Annotated in this window: 13 protein-coding genes; 4 read left to right on the top strand and 9 right to left on the bottom strand. The window is 49.4% G+C overall.

Features of this window, described 5'->3' with window-relative positions:
- Positions 1 to 26: 26 nt before the first annotated feature.
- A complete protein-coding gene (locus MCJ35_RS00950; RefSeq protein ID WP_025483394.1) occupies positions 27 to 1130 on the top strand; it encodes a KamA family radical SAM protein in 1104 nt (367 codons plus the stop codon).
- A gap of 650 nt (positions 1131 to 1780) precedes the next feature.
- Here the strand turns inward: MCJ35_RS00950 and MCJ35_RS00945 are convergent.
- From MCJ35_RS00945 to MCJ35_RS00920, 6 genes are all read right to left on the bottom strand, one after another.
- The gene (locus tag MCJ35_RS00945; protein WP_025483395.1) at positions 1781 to 2575 is read right to left on the bottom strand and encodes a hypothetical protein; all 795 of its coding nucleotides are present in this window, start codon (positions 2573 to 2575) and stop codon (positions 1781 to 1783) included.
- Between the two features lie 235 nt (positions 2576 to 2810).
- Complete coding sequence (gene fucO, locus MCJ35_RS00940) at positions 2811 to 3959, bottom strand: lactaldehyde reductase (protein ID WP_008721552.1); 1149 nt, start codon at positions 3957 to 3959, stop codon at positions 2811 to 2813.
- 229 nt (positions 3960 to 4188) lie between these two features.
- Positions 4189 to 4755, bottom strand: a complete 567-nt coding sequence (locus MCJ35_RS00935) for a TetR/AcrR family transcriptional regulator C-terminal domain-containing protein (protein ID WP_008721549.1) — start codon at positions 4753 to 4755, stop codon at positions 4189 to 4191.
- 52 nt (positions 4756 to 4807) lie between these two features.
- The gene (locus MCJ35_RS00930; RefSeq protein WP_240299327.1) at positions 4808 to 7696 is read right to left on the bottom strand and encodes a methyl-accepting chemotaxis protein; all 2889 of its coding nucleotides are present in this window, start codon (positions 7694 to 7696) and stop codon (positions 4808 to 4810) included.
- Positions 7686 to 9956 (bottom strand): efflux RND transporter permease subunit, encoded by a 2271-nt coding sequence (locus tag MCJ35_RS00925; protein ID WP_025483402.1) that lies wholly within the window; start codon positions 9954 to 9956, stop codon positions 7686 to 7688. The genes MCJ35_RS00930 and MCJ35_RS00925 overlap by 11 nt, the downstream gene beginning before the upstream one ends.
- A 17-nt stretch (positions 9957 to 9973) precedes the next feature.
- Positions 9974 to 10876: a hypothetical protein gene (locus tag MCJ35_RS00920; protein WP_025483403.1), complete on the bottom strand. Its 903-nt coding sequence runs from the start codon at positions 10874 to 10876 to the stop codon at positions 9974 to 9976.
- Between the two features lie 310 nt (positions 10877 to 11186).
- On the opposite strand from MCJ35_RS00920, the gene MCJ35_RS00915 reads away from it, so the two are divergent.
- Positions 11187 to 11777 (top strand): TetR/AcrR family transcriptional regulator, encoded by a 591-nt coding sequence (locus MCJ35_RS00915; RefSeq protein WP_025483404.1) that lies wholly within the window; start codon positions 11187 to 11189, stop codon positions 11775 to 11777.
- A 237-nt stretch (positions 11778 to 12014) separates the two neighbouring features.
- Positions 12015 to 13247, top strand: coding sequence for a class I SAM-dependent rRNA methyltransferase (locus MCJ35_RS00910; RefSeq protein WP_025483405.1), 1233 nt, complete (start codon positions 12015 to 12017; stop codon positions 13245 to 13247).
- Between the two features lie 924 nt (positions 13248 to 14171).
- Here MCJ35_RS00910 and MCJ35_RS00905 read toward each other — a convergent pair.
- The 3 genes from MCJ35_RS00905 to MCJ35_RS00895 form a co-directional block, all read right to left on the bottom strand.
- On the bottom strand, positions 14172 to 15536 hold the full coding sequence (locus MCJ35_RS00905) for an MATE family efflux transporter (RefSeq protein ID WP_227795267.1): 1365 nt from the start codon (positions 15534 to 15536) through the stop codon (positions 14172 to 14174).
- A 254-nt stretch (positions 15537 to 15790) separates the two neighbouring features.
- Positions 15791 to 16210 (bottom strand): MarR family winged helix-turn-helix transcriptional regulator, encoded by a 420-nt coding sequence (locus MCJ35_RS00900; RefSeq protein WP_227795266.1) that lies wholly within the window; start codon positions 16208 to 16210, stop codon positions 15791 to 15793.
- Positions 16211 to 16319: 109 nt separating this feature from the next.
- Complete coding sequence (locus MCJ35_RS00895; RefSeq protein ID WP_240299326.1) at positions 16320 to 16721, bottom strand: VanZ family protein; 402 nt, start codon at positions 16719 to 16721, stop codon at positions 16320 to 16322.
- A gap of 432 nt (positions 16722 to 17153) precedes the next feature.
- On the opposite strand from MCJ35_RS00895, the gene MCJ35_RS00890 reads away from it, so the two are divergent.
- Complete coding sequence (locus MCJ35_RS00890) at positions 17154 to 18533, top strand: tyrosine-protein kinase domain-containing protein (RefSeq protein ID WP_025483410.1); 1380 nt, start codon at positions 17154 to 17156, stop codon at positions 18531 to 18533.
- The last annotated feature ends 175 nt before the right edge of the window (positions 18534 to 18708 follow it).

Below are 18708 nucleotides of genomic sequence, written 5' to 3'. Positions count from 1 at the left end.
AACTAAATAATGAAGGGGATGATTACATGAATTGGAAAGAAGAAGTGAGAACCAATATTACAAAAGCCAGTGAACTGAGGGAGTACATGGACCTGACGGATTCCCAGGTAGAACATCTTGACAGGATACTCAGCCAGTTCCCCATGACGGTCACGCGGTACTACCTGTCCCTAATCAACTGGGACAACCCATTTACAGACCCGGTGTTCCGGATGTGCATACCATCCATTGAGGAAACAGACTTAAGCGGGGACTTTGATACCAGCGGGGAAGCGGACAACACGGTCATATCCGGCTTACAGCACAAATACAGCCAGACAGCGCTCATACTTTCCACCCACCGCTGCGCCATGTACTGCAGGCATTGTTTCCGGAAACGTCTGGTAGGCATCTCCGATGATGAAACCGCTGACAACATAGAGGAAATGGCTTCCTATGTAAGCCAGCACAGCGAGATCAGCAACATCCTCATATCCGGCGGCGATGCATTCCTAAACAGCAATCAGGTCATCAGACGGTATCTGGAACAATTCAGTTCCATCCCCCACCTGGACCTGATACGGTTCGGCACCCGCACCCCTGTGGTCCTTCCCATGAGAATCTATGATGACCCTGAACTTCTGGCTCTTCTCAAAACCTATACACAGAAAAAGCAGATCTATGTGGTTACCCAGTTTAACCATCCAAATGAAATAACCCATGAAGCCAGAAAAGCCATAAAGGCCCTGCTGGACTCAGGAATCGTTGTCAAAAACCAGACCGTCCTGCTAAAGGGAGTAAACGACAACAGCCAGACCCTGGGGCTTCTGTTAAAAGACCTGACACGCTGCGGCGTGATTCCCTATTACATCTTCCAGTGCCGCCCCGTATCCGGAGTTAAAAACCAGTTCCAGCTCCCCCTGAAGCAAGGCTACGAAATCGTAGAAGCCGCCAAGTACCTGCAAAACGGCCAGGGCAAATGCATCCGCTACGCCATGTCCCATGTAACAGGAAAAATCGAAATACTAGGCCCAATGCCGGACGGCAAGATGCTCTTCAAATACCATCAGGCCAAATACGACCGCGACAAAGGAAGGATCTTCACAAAAGACCTAGCCCCAGGACAGGCCTGGTTAGTTGACAGCATCTGAACCTTATCTGATAAAACCTTATCTGATTTAACCTGAAACAGTTTAAACCTGACCAGCTTAAACCTGACCAGCTTAACCTAGCCAGAACTCAAAGAACGCCAAAGTCAAAGTCCATACAAAAATCAGGCTTACCTATCTCTTGACCCATCACTGGTCAAGCCCGCCCCAAAAGCACACAACACATGTCGCCATCAAGAAACCATCAGCGCCAGAAACCCATTTTTGCTTCCCAGATGCGTGTTTGACACACATCGCGCCCGGAATCCCCAGTCTGCGGAGCGGGCCAGGGCGGGCCTTGTCCCAGGAGGGGTGGGCGGAGCCGGATGGATTCCTCAGGGCGGCGGTGGCTGGGACGCATAGTGCAGGAGGGAGCAGCTTCTTAGGTTCTGGCAAGCTAAAAGACGGGGGTGGATTCTTGCCTCAAAGCAAGAATCCAAGGTGCTCTGAGCTGAGAAAATCCTTCAGGATTTCCCAGCGAATAGCACCGCTCCCCCGTCTTTTAGCTTGTCAGGCCTTAGAAGCTGCCCCTCCGGAACCCAGCGTCCCAGCCACCGCCGCCCTGAGGAATCCACCCGGCTGCGACCGCCCCGCCACTGGGACAAGGCCCGTCCTGGCCCGCTCCGCGGACGCAGCACTCACCGCCCCATCCGTCAGCCACCCATCTCCACCCCATACACCTCAATCTGTGTCAATGCCGGAAACGGTGACGGGTCATCTGCCTTTATAAGCTGACCAAAGCTAAGCCAGGAAATCCCCTGCCTCTTCAAGGGAATGACATGCGGCTCCACGCTCTTCTCCAGGCTGACAGTCTCCTCCGTTCCGTCGGAGAATGTGAAGGTCACGCTTTCCCACCAGTTATCATGGGGGAAATCCGCCCTTGTATAAAGTACGATCTTATCAAAATCCACCGGACGTCCGAAGTCCAGCGTCATCTGTGCATCATCCTGCTGGTTGATTCCCCATGACTCATAAGGCCATTTTCCATGGGACAGGTTAGCCGTCACGCCGTCAATGGCGTTGCGGGCAGCGAACACGGCTTCCCCCCTGGTTTCCACGTTCGCATAGGCATGGGGATAATATCCATGTTCCCCGTGCTGGTCCATCACATTCTTTGCCAGGTTTTTGTAAGCTCTAATCTCATAGTCAGCAGCATACCGGATGGTCAGGTAATGGCGTTCCCCTGTAAAGGATTTCGGATTATAGGATGTCTTTTTTTCTGCAAATGGTATGTCATAGGCCAATACATCCTCCGTTGCATAGATATAGGATTCATCCATTGTATCGTCTACACGCACAATATAAAAACGGTTCTTCTCGGGCAGGCAAAATTCAATCCTGTCCCCTTCCTCATACTCCCCTTTCCAGGCCAGGACTGCCTGTGAGGCCCCCTCCATGGACGCCTTCATCTCATTATCTTTGTTTAAAACTGTAATTTTAAATGCCATATATGCCTCCAGATATTTAGATTGTTTTATAGATTGTATCACATGGCCGTGGAAGTTGCCATGTACATTTTTCATGGTTAAATACAATTTATCCTTCCCGGACCAGCATATCCAAATAAAGCGGATACAGCGCCCTGCCGGCGACATATCCGCTTTATCATCTAACTTGTCTTATCCGTTATCCTGATACTTATCCCCATATGGGACTTCCAAATCCCCGGTCCTTGTCCGGGTATTACATCAGTGACAGATACAGGTTCTTGATATCCTCCAGGGTCGGATCCTTTGGATTGCCCGGACGGCATGCGTCATCCATGGCTGACTGGGACAGGAAGTCCACATCCTCCGGCTTAAGGATTTCCTTTAAGTCAGCAGGGATGCCCACATCTGCGGACAGCTTCTTCACTGCATCCACGGCTGCCTTGCGGTACTCGTCCTGGCTCATGTCCTCCACGCCTTCAACGCCCATTGCAATGGCAATATCCCTGAACTTGGTTCCTGTGCACGGCGCATTGTATTCCATGACAGTCGGAAGGATGATTGCATTGGCAACGCCATGAGGAGTATCATATAATGCCCCCAGTCCATGGGCCATGGAATGGACGATTCCCAGACCACAGTTGGAAAATCCCATGCCGGTAAGGTACTGTCCAAGGGCCATACCTTCCCTGCCCTCAGGCTTGTTCTCTACAGCATCGCGCAGGCTGCGGGCAATGACCTCAATTGCCTTTAAATTGAACATATCCGTCATTTCCCAGGCTCCCTTGGTAGTGTAGCCCTCGATTGCGTGGGTCAGCGCATCCATTCCGGTTGCCGCGGTCAGTCCCTTTGGCATGGAGGACATCATTTCCGGATCCACCACCGCAACAACAGGGATATCATGTGTATCCACACATACGAATTTACGCTTTTTCTCAACATCCGTGATTACGTAGTTGATAGTAACCTCTGCCGCGGTTCCGGCTGTGGTTGGAACTGCAATGATTGGAACACATGGGTTCTTGGTAGGTGCAACGCCCTCCAGGCTTCTCACATCCTCGAATTCAGGGTTGGTAATGATGACGCCGATGGCCTTGGATGTATCCATGGAGGAGCCTCCGCCGATGGCAATGATATAATCAGCCCCAGAAGCCTTAAATGCAGCAACGCCTGTCTGTACGTTCTCAATGGTGGGATTGGGTTTGATATTGGAATAAATCTCATAGGCAAGGCCTGCGTCCTCCAATACCTTTGTCACCTTGCTGGTTACGTTAAACTTAATCAGGTCCGGGTCAGAGCAGACAAATGCCTTCTTGAATCCTCTTGCCTTTGCCTCATTGGCAATCTCTGCGATTGCGCCTGCGCCGTGATAGGATGTCTCATTTAATACAATTCTGTTTGCCATGATTTACCTCTCCTTCTCTTATAAAATGCGTCCGGAATGTTCCGCCGCAATTGCCTGTTTCATTTGTTAATATTATAACAACGGCAGTGGAAAAATAAAAGTGACAAACATCTCTGTCTGTCACTTTTTCTCTGTTTTTGTGCAGCTTTACTATTTTCATTGTGTACTATTACCAGTCTGCTTCATTGACCGGTTTACGCTTTTTCCATGATTCCGGCACGCGCCAAAATCACAGCAGTTTTAAACGGTCAAACACATTTGCCAGCTTGGGCGGCATGGCATCCACCAGTTTGGCGGACATGGCCCGGGGAGAATCCTTCATGCCTCCCAGGACCCATTTTACCGTCATGTAAACCGAACCCTGGCAGTACATTTCCAAAAGGAAATGCAGCTCCTGGTCCAGCGCCCTGCTGTCCTTCCTCGCCAGGAGGTCTGTATAGAACTGGAGAATCAGTTCAAAATCGTGCTCTTTTAATGAATTCCTGTCGTCTGAGCGGAACGCTTCCGTGAAAAACACCTTTTCATTGACTATGAATTCAAACTTCTGTGTCAGGCTTTCGCCCACCGTGTGCCCCATCCCTATCTGTTCAAAGGACTGAAGCACCAGCTTATCAAAATACCAGTTTATCAGGTCATATTTATCCAGGAAATTCCTGTAAAATGTCTGCCGGGTAACGCCGCAGCCCTCCACAATCTCCTTGACCGTAATCTTATCCACGGGAGCTGACTTCATGCATTCCTTCATGGAGGCTGCCAGCTTATATCTGGTTTTTTCCTGTTTGTTCATCTCAGCCACGGTATCCCCTACCCCCTTTGGATACCATTATACTAGAAATCCCCTGCACCTGCTACCTGTTTTTGAAAATGCTTACCATCGCCTTCCACATCTGTACCAGTACGTTCCACATCCTGCGCAGCGGGCTTTCTTTTGCCTTTGCCACCTCTGCGTCCGCGGTCTTGGCCTCGTCGTCATCCACACTGATTTCATCGGTCCGCAGGACTATCTGCAGCGTCTTTGGCGGCCGGTTCTTATCTGAAGTAAATGAAACCCGTTCCGCGGATGGATCCATGAACAGGAACCGGTTATCCGTGTCGAATTTGTCCAGTTCATTGTCAATGGTATCCTTCATGGTGCGTCCGGCCTGGCGCATGGCGGTCGTGCTGTCAAATATGCTCAGGCTCTTGTCTAAAAGCTCCATGCTGCCCCGCAGGCTCTCACGCGCAGCCGCGTCAAAGTCATCGCTGCTGTCCTTTAAGGTGTTCTGGACAATGGTCATGGTGCTGATGCCGTTGTTAAGCGCTTGTGTTGTCCGGCTCACCAGTTCCTTGGAATCGTCCAGGGCGTCCTGTAAATCGGGATAATAGGCGTCCAGGGAATCGTGGAGCGCGGTCAGGTCCTCGATGAGGATATCCAGGTTATCCACGATTTCCGCACTGTATTTGGCAGAGTCTGAAGTATCATCCATGAGGTTGGACATAAGGCCGGAAAGCTCACTGCTCTTTTTGGATATATCCGTCAGCATGGACTGCCTGCCAGCTAACAGTTCCATCAGCGTCTGCATATCCACCGGAACCTCGGGGGCGCTTACCAGGGGTACATTGTGTTTTTCAATGGCCGCGGTTTTTCCTGATTTGGATGTGCTGGAAAGCGCTGTTACTGTGATGGTGCCCGCATTGGCGTTGTTGCTGGCATTGGTGCTGGCGTTGGCATTGGCGTTAGCGCTGGCGCTTCTATTGCTCCGGCTTCCACTTGCCTGGCCGGACTTTCCTACCGTGGTTCCGCCAGCCTGATTGTCTTTAGCATCCGTGGTTCCACTTGCCTGGTTATCTTTTCCATCGGTAGAACTGCTGGCCTGGCCAGCGTTACCGCCTGTAGTTCCACTGCTTGGGTTATCCTTACCGTCCGTGGTTCCGCCGCTCTGGTTATTCTTTCCATCGGTAGTCCCGCCACCCTGGCCAGCGTTACCGTCCGTAGTTCCGCTTGCCTGGTTATCTTTTCCATCGGTAGTCCCGCTTCCCTGACCAGCGTTACCGTCCGTGGTTCCGCTTCCCTGGTCACCTTTCCCATCGGTAGTCCCGCTTCCCTGGCCAGCGTTACCGTCCGTGGTTCCGCTTCCCTGATCACCTTTCCCATCGGTAGTCCCGCTTCCCTGGCCAGCGTTACCGTCCGTGGTTCCGCTTCCCTGATTACCTTTTCCATCGGTAGTCCCGCTTCCCTGGCCAGCACTTCCTCCCGTGGTTCCACTTCCCTGACTGTCTTTCCCATCCGTGGTTCCGCCACCCTGGCCAGCGCTCCCATCCGTGGTTCCTCCACTTCCCTGGCTGTTCCCATTACCAGTCTTATCATCCGGGTTCCCGGCTCCATCCGCACCCTGGCCGCCTTTATTGCCCTCATCTTTGGCGCCGTCCGTTCCGGCGGCATCCGTTCCGCCTGAGGCGGTCTGTCCGCTCCCGGTCCCACTGTTGTTCCTATGGGAGCGGCTTGCCTGTTCTTCCAGTTCTTCCTCATCCAGAAGGCTGATTCCCGAACCGGCAGTTGCAATTCCTGTTACATAAACCTGTTCACTTGCCTGCAGCTGGGCGTCCAGGGCAATAAGCTGCTGCATCAGTTCCATAAGCTCCGGGATATTTCCGGAAATCCCTTCCGCACTGCTCTTGATGTTATTGAGCCTGGTGTGCAGTTTCCTTAAGGGGTCCTGCATTTCCCCCATGGTATTCACAATATCGCCCATGCTTTTATGGATTACTTCTGCCGACTCCTTGGCGGTCTGAAGATGGGGTATCATGGTTTCCAGCTGCTGTGACACAGAGGTCAGGGAGGCCAGTGTCTGGTCATTCCCCGCCAGGATACTGTCCTTGGAACTGCTCCATTTCTGCCTTGCGCTCTCCGCTGAATCCAGGCTCCCGCGCACCTGGCCCACGCCCTGGCGCATGCCTTCCACGGATTTGGCCATCTGCTCCAGGCTGTCGTAAAGCTCATCCCCTGCATCCTGCCATGTATCCTTTGCTTCCTTTAAATCCTTGATATGTTCCAAATCCTCCACCGTGCCCGGCATCATGGCCATGATGACCCCGATGGTCTCAAAGCTGTCCGTGCCGATGCGCACCGTGTAGTCCCCATCCTCACCGGGAAGGGCCGTGAACACAACGGCTGTTGTCTCTCCAAGATTCTGGGTCTGGGAACCTTCTGCTTCCACACTGTAGCATTTCCCCATGTCCACGGGCACAGCTACCATAAGCATCATGTTGTTGCGGTAATACTCCCTTGCATTGTCATTAGGCTCTGCCTTGATGTTAATCTCCACCAGGCCGGACGCCCCAGCCAGCTTATCACCGTCCGTGGGGACACCGTTAAGCTTATAGGACACATCAAAATCCCAGGGCAGGGTTATCTGGCTTTTATCAATGGCGCATTTGTAATAAAAACGCTCCTTCTGGGCCTGCGGAAAGTTCCAGGTAACGGTTCCCTCCCCCAAATCCGGGGTTGCCTGGTTGGACATATTGGTAACGTCCAGATAGGTACCGTAGTCCGTAAATTCCGTCCTGCCGTTAAGGCTCAAGCCCTTGACCACATTTATCTTGTCAGGCCTTCCGTAATAATCCAGGTTGATATACATGGTCTCATCCACATCCACAGCCGCCTCTGCGCCATATACCGGCACGGCTCCGCCTGCATTGGTGCAAAGCATGACCGCGGCCAGGCCGGCTGTCATGATTCTTTTATATTTATACCTCATCACTATCCACCTCCGCTGGTATGTTCTTATTTCTGTTTCCCATGGACACCTTATTGACAATGGTTCCCAATCCGGCCTTTAACAGGGCCTTGCGCTTCTCATGCCGTCTCTTCAGATATTTTTGCAGACGGTCCCATTCATTGCTGGTGATGATACGGTCAAAGAGCACTAACAGGGCAGGCAGCACGGTCAGCACCAGGATTACGCTGAACAGACCGCCCCTTCCGATTAAATGCCCCAAATCCCCGATTGCAGCCGTGGTGGATATAAAATGAATGATATATCCGGCCAGGATGATGATGGTGCCCGATGTGAATATGGACGGGCAGGACAGCATCAGGGCTTCAATACACGCCTCCTTCTTAGGAAGGTTCTTACGGGCAGACACATAATTGTTGGTCAGCAGGATGGAATAATCCACCGTGGCTCCTAGCTGTATGCTGCTGACTATGATATATCCCATGAACACCATGGTGTCCCCCTGCAGATACGGCATCGCCATATTCAGGAAAATCGCCACCTCAATGGGCACCATGACAATCACAGGTATGATAAATGAACGGAAGCTGAACATCACAACCAGGAACACGCCTAACAGTGACAGCATATTTACCCTTGAATTATCCGAGGTAATGGTGGTCTTGATATCCTGGGTGGATGGTGTCTCACCCACCAGATAGGAATCCTCCGGATAATAACGCTTTATGATATCCTCAATTTCCTGGGTACACCTGAAAGCCTGGTCGCTTTCTGTTTTTGTCCTTATATACACCAGCATCCTGCACGAACTGCCGGTATGGAGTTCGCTTGTAATGGAATAGGGCAGGAATTCCTCCGGTATTCCCTGGGGAAGTGTGTTGGCCATGGACATCACACTCTTCACATAGGGCAGATCCTCGATTTCATCGGACATTTCCTTTTCCAGTACCGGTGATGTGTTGGGGTACAAAGCCAGGAGCATGTTGCTCCGGCCAAACATCCGGGATATCTCCTGGTCATCCGCATACACCTGGGTTCCTTCGCTGGCGCCAACCGCGCTGTTGCCATACAGGAAATCATTCATTCCCTGGGCCACGTACGCCGGGGGCGTAAGGAGGATCATGATGATAAGGGAAGCATACCGCACCCGGTACACCCATTCGCTGAACTTCCGGAAGCTTGGAAGGAAGAGGCGGTGCCTGGTCCTGTCATTCCACTTCGTGAACTTGAGGATCATGGCCGGCATGAAGAATACCACGGTAATCAGGCTGAAAATGATTCCCTTTGCCAGCACCAGGCCCATGTCGAACCCGATGGTAAACTTCATGGACACCAGGGCCAGGAAGCCCACCACGGTTGTCAGGCTGCTGGCAAAAATCGAATTGATGGCAGCCTCGATGGCATTGACCATGGCTGTTTCTTCCGGCAGCCCTTTCTGCCTTTCCCTGGAAAATGCATCCAGCAGGAATATGGAATAGTCCATGGACGTTGCCAGCTGCAGCACCATTGCCACGTTGTTGGTCAGGAACGAAACAGTGCCTATGAAAATATTGGTTCCCCTGTTGAGCAGGATAGCCACGCCCATGACCAAAAGGAACAGGAAAGGCTCTGACCAGGCCGTGGTGGTAAGGCACAGCACAGCAAAGATCATGATGACCGACACGGTAAGAATCAGGTTCATCTCGCTTTCCACATTTTCCGTCAGGGACTTGTTCTGGACCGCCATACCCACATAATAACCCTTATCCCCGGTGATGGCCTTCATCTCGTCGATGGCCTGTGAAGTCTTCTTGGCCGTATCCCCTTCGTCAAAGGTTATGTCCATGACAGCGCAGCCGTCCTTGTAGTAATCCTCAATGTCCTTCTGGTTGATGAAATCCTCTCCCGCATAGATATTAACCGTGCTGTCGCACCACAGGATCTGGTCCACGCCGTCCACGGCCTCCAGCTTATCCTTATACTGCTTTGCCTCGTACAGGCTTACGTCCTTAATCATCAGCCTGGCCGTGCCGGGATATCCGAACTCCGCCTCCATCTGGTCCAGGCCGATACAGGACTGGGCTGTTTCCGGAAGATACTCCGTCAAATCATAGTTCACGTTCACAAAAAGCATGGCTATCAGGGAGAAAATACACCCCGCCACAAATACGCTTTCAATCCATCCCTTTTTATGTATGATGAAACCGGCCAGACGGGCGGCCGGCGATACTGTTCCGGCTACCTCCTGTCCCTTAACCCCGTGTATTCTGTTCTTAATCCTGTCAAACAGTTTCTGTCCCATGTTCCATGCTCCTTATATCACCGCATCAGTATTATCATGAAATAATGCGCCCCATCCTTTTCCGCGTGTGCCATGCCCAGGCTGCGGTAATACTCCAGGGCATATTTCCTGTCACCCTTCCCGTCGTACCGGTCCCCTGTCTTTGCCATCACCTTGGAAAATACCTCTGCCCGGTCCTTACAGTTCCTGATATAAAGTTCCAGGCACGTTGCGTTCTTACGGTAGGGAACCGTGGCCAGATAATCATTCACCGTTCCCTCACCAGGTATCTTATCATCCATATAACCGCCTGCCATGGCTGAGTGAAGCCGGTGGGCCGCTGCCTTATTCAGGTTCATATCCATCTTAAAGCCTGCGTAGCGGTCATACACCCGGTGCATATCCCCGTCGTATTCCTCTTCCCGGTCAGGATGTTCATCAAAATAACGTTCCTTTTTCTCCTCATTCAGGTCATCAAAAAGCGACTGGGTTTCCTCGTCATAGCAGCCTGCATCATAAGCGCCTCCACCTGAATTCTCCACCCACTGAGCGGATTCCAGGGCCCCGCTCCTGGAGAATCCATAGACCCCGTTGTCCAGGACCAGCTCACCCAGGTTCATGCCGCCATCCTCATGGAAATAGTACCACTCCCCATCCACTTCCCGCCAGCCGCGGACCATGACGCCGTCTTCATCCAGGTAGTAGGTACGGCCGCCTGTCTGCAGCCATCCTTTATGTAAGGTATTACCGGAATCCATCCAGTACCAGTCTTCCCCTGATTGGTTCCATCCGGGAACCATGGCATGGGGGAGGTTGGGTTGGGCTGCGGATATGTTCTCCTCTGCCCCCGCACAAACCACTCCCAATCCCGGATATATGCCGAACACTGCGGCTGACAGCAGGAGCAAAAAGCATTTCCCATAACATTTTTTGTAGTACATCCTGTCATTTCCCCCCTCAAACCATAATCCAGGCAAGCTGGAATCTGGAAAATCCTGTGTTAATCTATATAATTCTATTATACGTCTTTTGTTTCAATAAGCAACTTCCATTTTATTAATTGACATTTGTTTATTAATTGACTATAATGGATTATACTAAGTTATGGCAAAAATACAATGATTAATTTTCAGGTTTTTGCTCATTAATAAACACTATTTCATTTTTTGTTCAGGAAAAATTTGTTAAAAATATGTAAACTCCAGGGAGCCAAGTGCTCCCTATCCCTGTACACTAAAGGAGGATAAAATCATGAGTACAGAATCCATGGACCGGAGGGTCCGGAAAACCAGAAAACAGCTGCGGGAATGTCTCATTTCATTATTAAAGGAAAAAAAGGTCCAGGAAATTACGGTCCGGGAACTGACAGACATGGCTGATCTGAACCGGGGTACGTTCTATCTTCATTATAAGGATGTGTTCGACCTTCTGGAAAAGACTGAAACCGAGCTTCAGGATGAATTTAACCAGCTGGTATTAAAGCACGATGCCGTGGATTTAAAACAGAGGCCAGCCGTTATTTTCAATGAAATCTACACCCTGGTATATGAAAATGCAGACCTGATTGAAATCCTGCTGGGCGAAAACGGCGATTTGAACTTTGTGAACCGCCTGAAGCAGCTAATCCGAGAAAAATGCCTGAAGGACTGGATGGAGGTCTTCCGCTCCGGCAATGCGGCTGCATTTGACGCCTTCTTTTCCTTTATCGTGTCCGGCTGCGTGGGAATTGTCCAGTATTGGCTGCAGACAGGGCTTAAGGAAACGCCCATGCAGATGGCCAGGCTGACGGAACAGATCATCACGCAGGGGATTGGGGTCCTGGAGATTGACCCTTATGCCTGACGGATATCTATCAGACGGGTACCGGAGGATGACAGACAGTAATGCCGGAGCATTTTCAGCACCCGGTAACACCAGGCAGTAATACCAGGCAGTAATGTCAGGGCAAGTTCAGACGAAAAATTGTCAAAGCAAGTTCATTTTAGGAAAACAAGTTCAGCAGAAAAATCCGGATGAATTTTCTTCCATGTTATGATATGATGGTAAACGTGTAAAATTCATTTATGACAGGAGTATTTCATGGAATCTAAGAATCTATATACAATAACAGCCACGGTCCGCATAAAAAAAGGCCAGGGACGCACCTTAAAGGCTGGCGGGGCATGGATTTACGACAATGAAATTGATACCATTACAGGGGATTTCCAGAATGGGGAGCTTGTGTCCGTGGAAGACTTTGACGGTTTCTTCCTTGGACAGGGTTTCATTAATACCAACTCCAAGCTGACGGTGCGCATGCTGTCCAGAAAAAAGGGCGCGGTCATAGACGACGCCTTTCTTGAAATGCGGGTGAGGAATGCGTGGGAATACAGGAAGGCCACCGTGGACACATCCAGCTGCCGGATCATATTTGGCGAAGCCGACTTCCTTCCCGGCATTGTCATTGACAAATTCTCGGATGTGCTGGTTGTGGAATCACTGGCACTGGGTATTGACCGGCTGAAACCCGTAATTGTGGAAATGCTCAAAAAAGTGCTGTCCGAGGACGGCATAACCATCCGCGGCGTATATGAGAGAAGCGATGCCAAGGTACGCCTCCAGGAAGGCATGGAGCGGTACAAAGGATTTATCGGTGAACCATTTGACACCAAGGTGGAGATTGTGGAAAATGGCGTCCGCTACATAGTGGATGTGGAAGACGGTCAGAAGACAGGTTTCTTCCTGGACCAGAAGTATAACCGCCTGGCTGTGCAGAACCTGTGCAGGCGCATCCTGCCGGACAAGGTACTGGACTGCTTCACCCACACGGGTTCCTTTGCACTGAACGCCGGACTGGCAGGTTCTAAGGAAGTGCTCGGAGTGGACGCTTCCCAGCTGGCCGTGGATCAGGCCAGTGAGAACGCACAGCTCAACAGGATTGGTGACAGGGTGCATTTTGAATGCGCGGATGTGTTCGACCTGCTGCCAAGACTGGAACAGGAGGGACAGAAATTTGATGTGGTAATCCTGGATCCCCCTGCATTTACAAAGTCCAGGAATTCCATCAAGAACGCAGTAAAGGGATACCGTGAAATCAACCTTCGCGGCATGAAGCTGGTAAAGGACGGCGGCTACCTGGCCACCTGCTCCTGTTCCCATTTCATGGATCCGGAGCTGTTCACAAAGACCATCCGGGAAGCCGCGGGAAATGTCCATAAACGGCTGCGTCAGGTGGAATACCGGACCCAGGCCAGCGACCATCCGATTCTTTGGGCGGCGGATGAGAGTTATTATCTGAAGTTCTATATTTTCCAGGTTTGTGATGAGAAGTGATGGGAAATGAATGGAAGGGCATGATTCAATCGGGATATGCATAGTTTTATGGAATGTGGATAGATTATAGTAAGGGTACCAGGGCAGCGGATTGCGGCCGGCCTGGCACCCTTTTTGATATTTGTAGCATTTTTGATGTTTGCACTCTTTTTAATATTTGTAGCATTTTTGATGTTTGCACCCTTTTTAATATTTGCACTTTTTTTATGTTTGCACCCTTTTTAATATTTGCACTTTTTGATGTTTGCACCCTTTTTGATGTTTGCACCCTTTTTGATATTTTCACCCTTTTTTGATGTCTGTTATATTTTGTTTACCTATTTTTTTATCATTTATAGATTTTAATGTTCTTAGTTTTTTACTTACTGTACATAGCAGGCGCTTTTATTTTTCCCGGCACCATTTTTATGTTACTTTATATTGCATTTATATTGCTTTTTACTACATCCGTATTGCTTTTTACCGCATTTATATTGCCTTATATCGCTTTCACGGTAGTTACTTTCTAGCTATATTCCGGAGATGGAGGTTATATGCCCTGGCTGATTATTATTATCCTGCTTCTTATTCTTATTGCGTTTGCCTTATACTGCTGCGCCTGTAATACAACTCCATATGACCGTGAAGCGGACGATGAACAGCAAATGGAATATCTCCGCCAGTATAAAGAAAGCCATAAGAAGCTGGGACATAGTAAGGATAAATAGAGCCATGCGGGTGGTCGGGATACAGCCGGTCTTGGCGGCCTGCCAGGCTGAGTCGGACAGTCTGCTAAGATGGGACGGACGGCTTACCAGAATGAATAGGGCACTTTGCCAGGATGGACTGGTCTGTCTGACGGAACAGACAAAACGCAGCTTGCCAGAACAGGCCGGATGACTGGCCAAGGCAGACTGGCCGGCTTGTTGGTGCACCAGCTGTCCATCAGCATTTCCCCTCTGTCTTTCGGTTATACCGTACATAACATATAGAAAAAAATACAATGCCATATACAGAGGCTGCCGGAACCGCCAACCCGATATCAAACAGGCTGGCCCCCTCCTTTATGCTGAACAGATAGGAAAGAGGTACACGGACCAGGAATGAAGCCGTAATCCCCTGAAGCATGACCGGAAACGACATGCCATGTCCATTAAAATATCCAATATAGCTGAATACCAGGCAGGTAAGGATTGCCTCGAAGCTGAAGCCCTTCAGGTACTCTGCCGCCCTGACGATATACGCCTCATTTGATGTAAACACAGCGGCAGGTATATCACCTCTGAAAAATGCAACCACAAAAATAAACACCCCAACAGCAGCGCCAAGCCCCATCCCCGTAAGCATGGCCTTTCTTGCGCGCTCTTCCTTTCCCGCTCCCACATTCTGAGCCACAAATGCCGACATGGACTGCATAAGCGCAGAAGGTATCAGCATGATAAAGGAAATAACCTTCTGCGCAATCCCATAACCGGAAGAAGCCTCCAGACTGATTCCATTGACAATGGCACACAGAATCAGGAAGGAAATATTCGTAAGCATTTCCTGCAGCGCCAGCGGGATGCCCAGCTTCAGGAAAACAGGAATTTCGCTGTTAAAACCCATGTCCTTCCTTGAAAATGTAAAAGGAAGGTTCTGCCTTCTGATGATGAACAGGGAAAGGATAACGCTGATTGCCTGGGCTAATATGGTAGCCAGTGCAGCCCCTGCCACGTTCATACGGAAAACCGCTACAAACAATAAATCACCTGCAATATTCACAAGACATGCAATCAATACAAATATCAAAGGCAGCTTAGAATTCCCCAGGCCCCTGAAAATTCCGCTGATTACATTATACGCAATCACAAAGATAATGCCCGCGCCGCAGATTCTTACATACTGGACAGTCAAATCAAAAGCAGCCTCAGGTGCATTGAGCCACGATGCAAATGCCGGAGCCCCGGCCAACAGCAGAACCATGACCACTCCTGTAAACACAGCGAAAAAACAGATACTGCCGCCTATGACACTGCCAATACGGCTGGCGCGTCTTTCCCCCAGATACCGGCTGATCAGTACGGTAACCCCCATTGTAAGGGCTGTTATGACAAATGTCACAAGATTAATGATATTGCTTCCGGTTGCAACTGCTGAAATACCTGCATCCGTTCCAAACCGGCCTACTACCAGAAGGTCTACGGCTCCGTACATTGCCTGGAGAATCAGGGCGCCCAGGATTGGTATCATGAATCTGATTAATTTGGTGACGATATTGCCTTGGGTGAAATCATCAGACAGTTGATTTGAAGTGGGGTTTTGGGTGGACATGGTTAGGGACTCCTTTTATGTAGTATGTAGTGTGAATTCTATATATTTTTTTGGTATCCTTAATACAATGTTTATTACAAATCTTATTACAATTTTTATTACGTTCTTTATTTATTACACTCTTTTTTTATTACACTCTTTCTTTATTATACTCTTCATAATCTTTATGACAATCAGGGATAACCCAGACTGTTGCCAATCCTGAAACATAGCCGCATCCATTTACTCAGACAGGTGTTTGGATAGAACAATGATTAATCATCCAGGTTTTCCAGCATCCTTTCCCCAACCCGCATAAAAACATCCAATTCATCATGGGTTATCCCCTTCATAAGCAGCGCCTCTGTCTGCTGAATCTGGCGCTGAAGTTCCAGCCGTATGTGTTCAGCAGCCTCCGTAAACTGGATGACCTTATATCTGCCATCGCAGTCACTGCAGACCCTTTGAATCATCTTCTGCTCTTCCAGTGTCTTTAACAGCTCCGTGGCCGTAGACGGGCGCAGGCCAAATTCCTTTTCAATGTCTTTCTGAAACAATTGCCTGTCATTGCTCTCTACCAGGATAAACTCCAGAATGCGGCCCTGGGCCTCTGTAATGCCCAGGAGCCTGCCTGTTTTGTCCGAACGGCGCCTGAGGCGGATGGATATTTTATTGATTAGTTTGCCTGTCTCCATGGTGGTTCCTCTTTTTGCTGGTTAATATTATCTATATTGGCATAGGTTTAACGCCAATAGTTCGTTTCCTAAGTATATAATTATAACAAGATTCCAAATGTTGTCAACATTAATTGGGCTTTCGGAACCGGATTAAACCAATCACGGCCCCAATCCCCGCACCGATGGTATTCATCAGGATATCGTCCACCTGAAAATGCCCGCGTTGGGTCAGAAGCTGGGTTACCTCTATGGCAAGGCTGAAACAAAAACCCGCAAATACACAGACTGACAGACGTCTCAAACATTTCCACATCTTGGGGACAAAAAAACCAAAAGGGATGAACAGAAGGATATTCTCAATAACATAGGCATTGGCACGGGGTCCCCCCAGCGTCTCAAACAGGGTAAGGCTGATTCCCGTCCTGGATCCCGGTTCACGCTCAAATATGGTTATGATGAATATCATGATAAAATAGATGATACAGAGAATGCTTAAAAAGGCCCTTTTCCTGTTCCGTGAACAAACCATCAGGATACTGCCTATTAAAATACTTGCTGCAAGGGCAACCGGCAAATACTTTAGTTCTACTAAAATATCTATCAAAATGTACTTCCAAGTCTGTTGGGATAAAAAGTTCAATATTAACTCCTAACGAAAAATATATAATGAAAATGCATCCGTCCACACTGCGGTTCCCCGCCCATACCACGGCGGACCAATGCCTTTTACCTACTATAGTTCCTGGTCCCGGATATGTCAAGAATGTTCGGAATTAAAACCTACGGTTCGGTATTAATACCCGTGATTAAATGCCCGTAATTTAATGTTCGTGATAAAATACTTATGATTAAATGTCCGTGATTAAAACATACAATAAACTTGATGTTTCCGCGGTTTTTGGTAAAATGATGGGAGGGGGATTTATTTTCCCATACAAATGACAGAGTGCGAGGTACCTCGATGCCGGATACTAATGATGAAATAGAAATCTACATTCCCGACCTTCTCCATTCAATCTGGGACCTTCGCTGGATTGTCTTATTCCTTATGGTTCTGGGCGCCCTGGCCGGCACTGCCCTGTCCCTGGATAGAGGGACTACTTACGAAACCAGGGCCTCCATGATTGTAAATGCCCGGAATACCAATGATGTCTACCAAAACGGAACCCCTATCCCCAAGAATGAGGATATACAGCTTGCCAGGAACCTTGTAAAAACCGTACAGCTTTTGGCAACCAGCAACCGCGTGCTGGGATTAGTCCTGGATACGGATGCATATAGGGACATTTCCCTGGAACAGTTAAAATCAGGCATTAACGTGACCATAGAGGAGGACACAGCCTTTATGTGGCTTACCCTGCACTGGGAAAATCCACATGAGGCGGTGGACTTACTGAACCGGCTGATGGAGGTTCTTCCGGATGTCATGCTGGAAGTAATGGATATCGGCTCTGTCAGCGTCATCGACACACCGGGACAGGCCACAGGTGTCTCATCCGCCTCTTTCCGTAATGTAGCAATCGGAATCGCAGCCGGACTGCTTCTTGGCTGTGTGCTGGGCACTGTCTACTACCTGTTCGTCCCTAAAATACGCAACAACAGTTCCCTGGAGGCCCTGGGCCTTGATATAATCGGAGAAATTCCTTACATAGACTCAAAAAAGGAAACAGCCGATGGATATCTTGACAACAAAGACCTGCCGCAGGAATATCAGGTAGCTTACGGGCGGCTGGCAGCAGTATTCTGCTATCTCGCTGAAAAGGAAAACCAGCAGGTAATTGCCGTTACCTCCAGTGTCCCGGGAGAAGGCAAATCAACCGTTGCCTATAATCTGGCCCTGCGTCTGACCGAACTTGGATGTAAGGTGCTGCTTCTGGATTTCGACTTCAAAAAAGGTGTGCTTTACCAGCTGGCCAGAAAACACAAACCCAAAGACGGTGACAAACGCACCGAGCCACGGACAGGTGAAAACTTAAGGCAGCAGGTGGAACGGATGTACAATGGGATTTATACCATACAGGGTTTCGCACAGGAGAACATTTTCCATGCGGATAACCAGGTCTTCCCGGCCATCCGTGCCATGAAGGATACATATAACTATATCATCATCGATACCCCTCCGGTCGGTACCCTCTCTGATGTACAGCATATGCGCGGTCTTATGGACGGCGTGCTTCTGGTCGTACGCCAGGATTGTGTGCTACGCAGCGCTGTGGAGGAATCCCTGGATTTTTTGAAAAAATCCGGGATTGCTGTGGCGGGCGGGATATTGAATTGTAAAACGGAGATTATGCGGGGTGGGTTGAAACGTGGGGTGGGGAGAAAGGGCCAGTCGCTTTGATGGGGCTGGCTTTTACTAGACAAATCTTTTTGATTATCTTTATGGATATGGGTGGTGATGCTTTTATGAGGCCCATTGGTGTTAGCATATTTAGGAATATTCTTTACTTCGTAATATCCTACCAGCTTAATCATCAAAACTAATTTATCAGAAAATCTTTGGTACCTTTTGATGG

Source organism: Enterocloster sp. OA13, from assembly GCF_022440595.1.
Lineage (GTDB): Bacteria > Bacillota > Clostridia > Lachnospirales > Lachnospiraceae > Enterocloster > Enterocloster hominis.
This window is presented reverse-complemented; position numbering and strand designations above follow the sequence as displayed.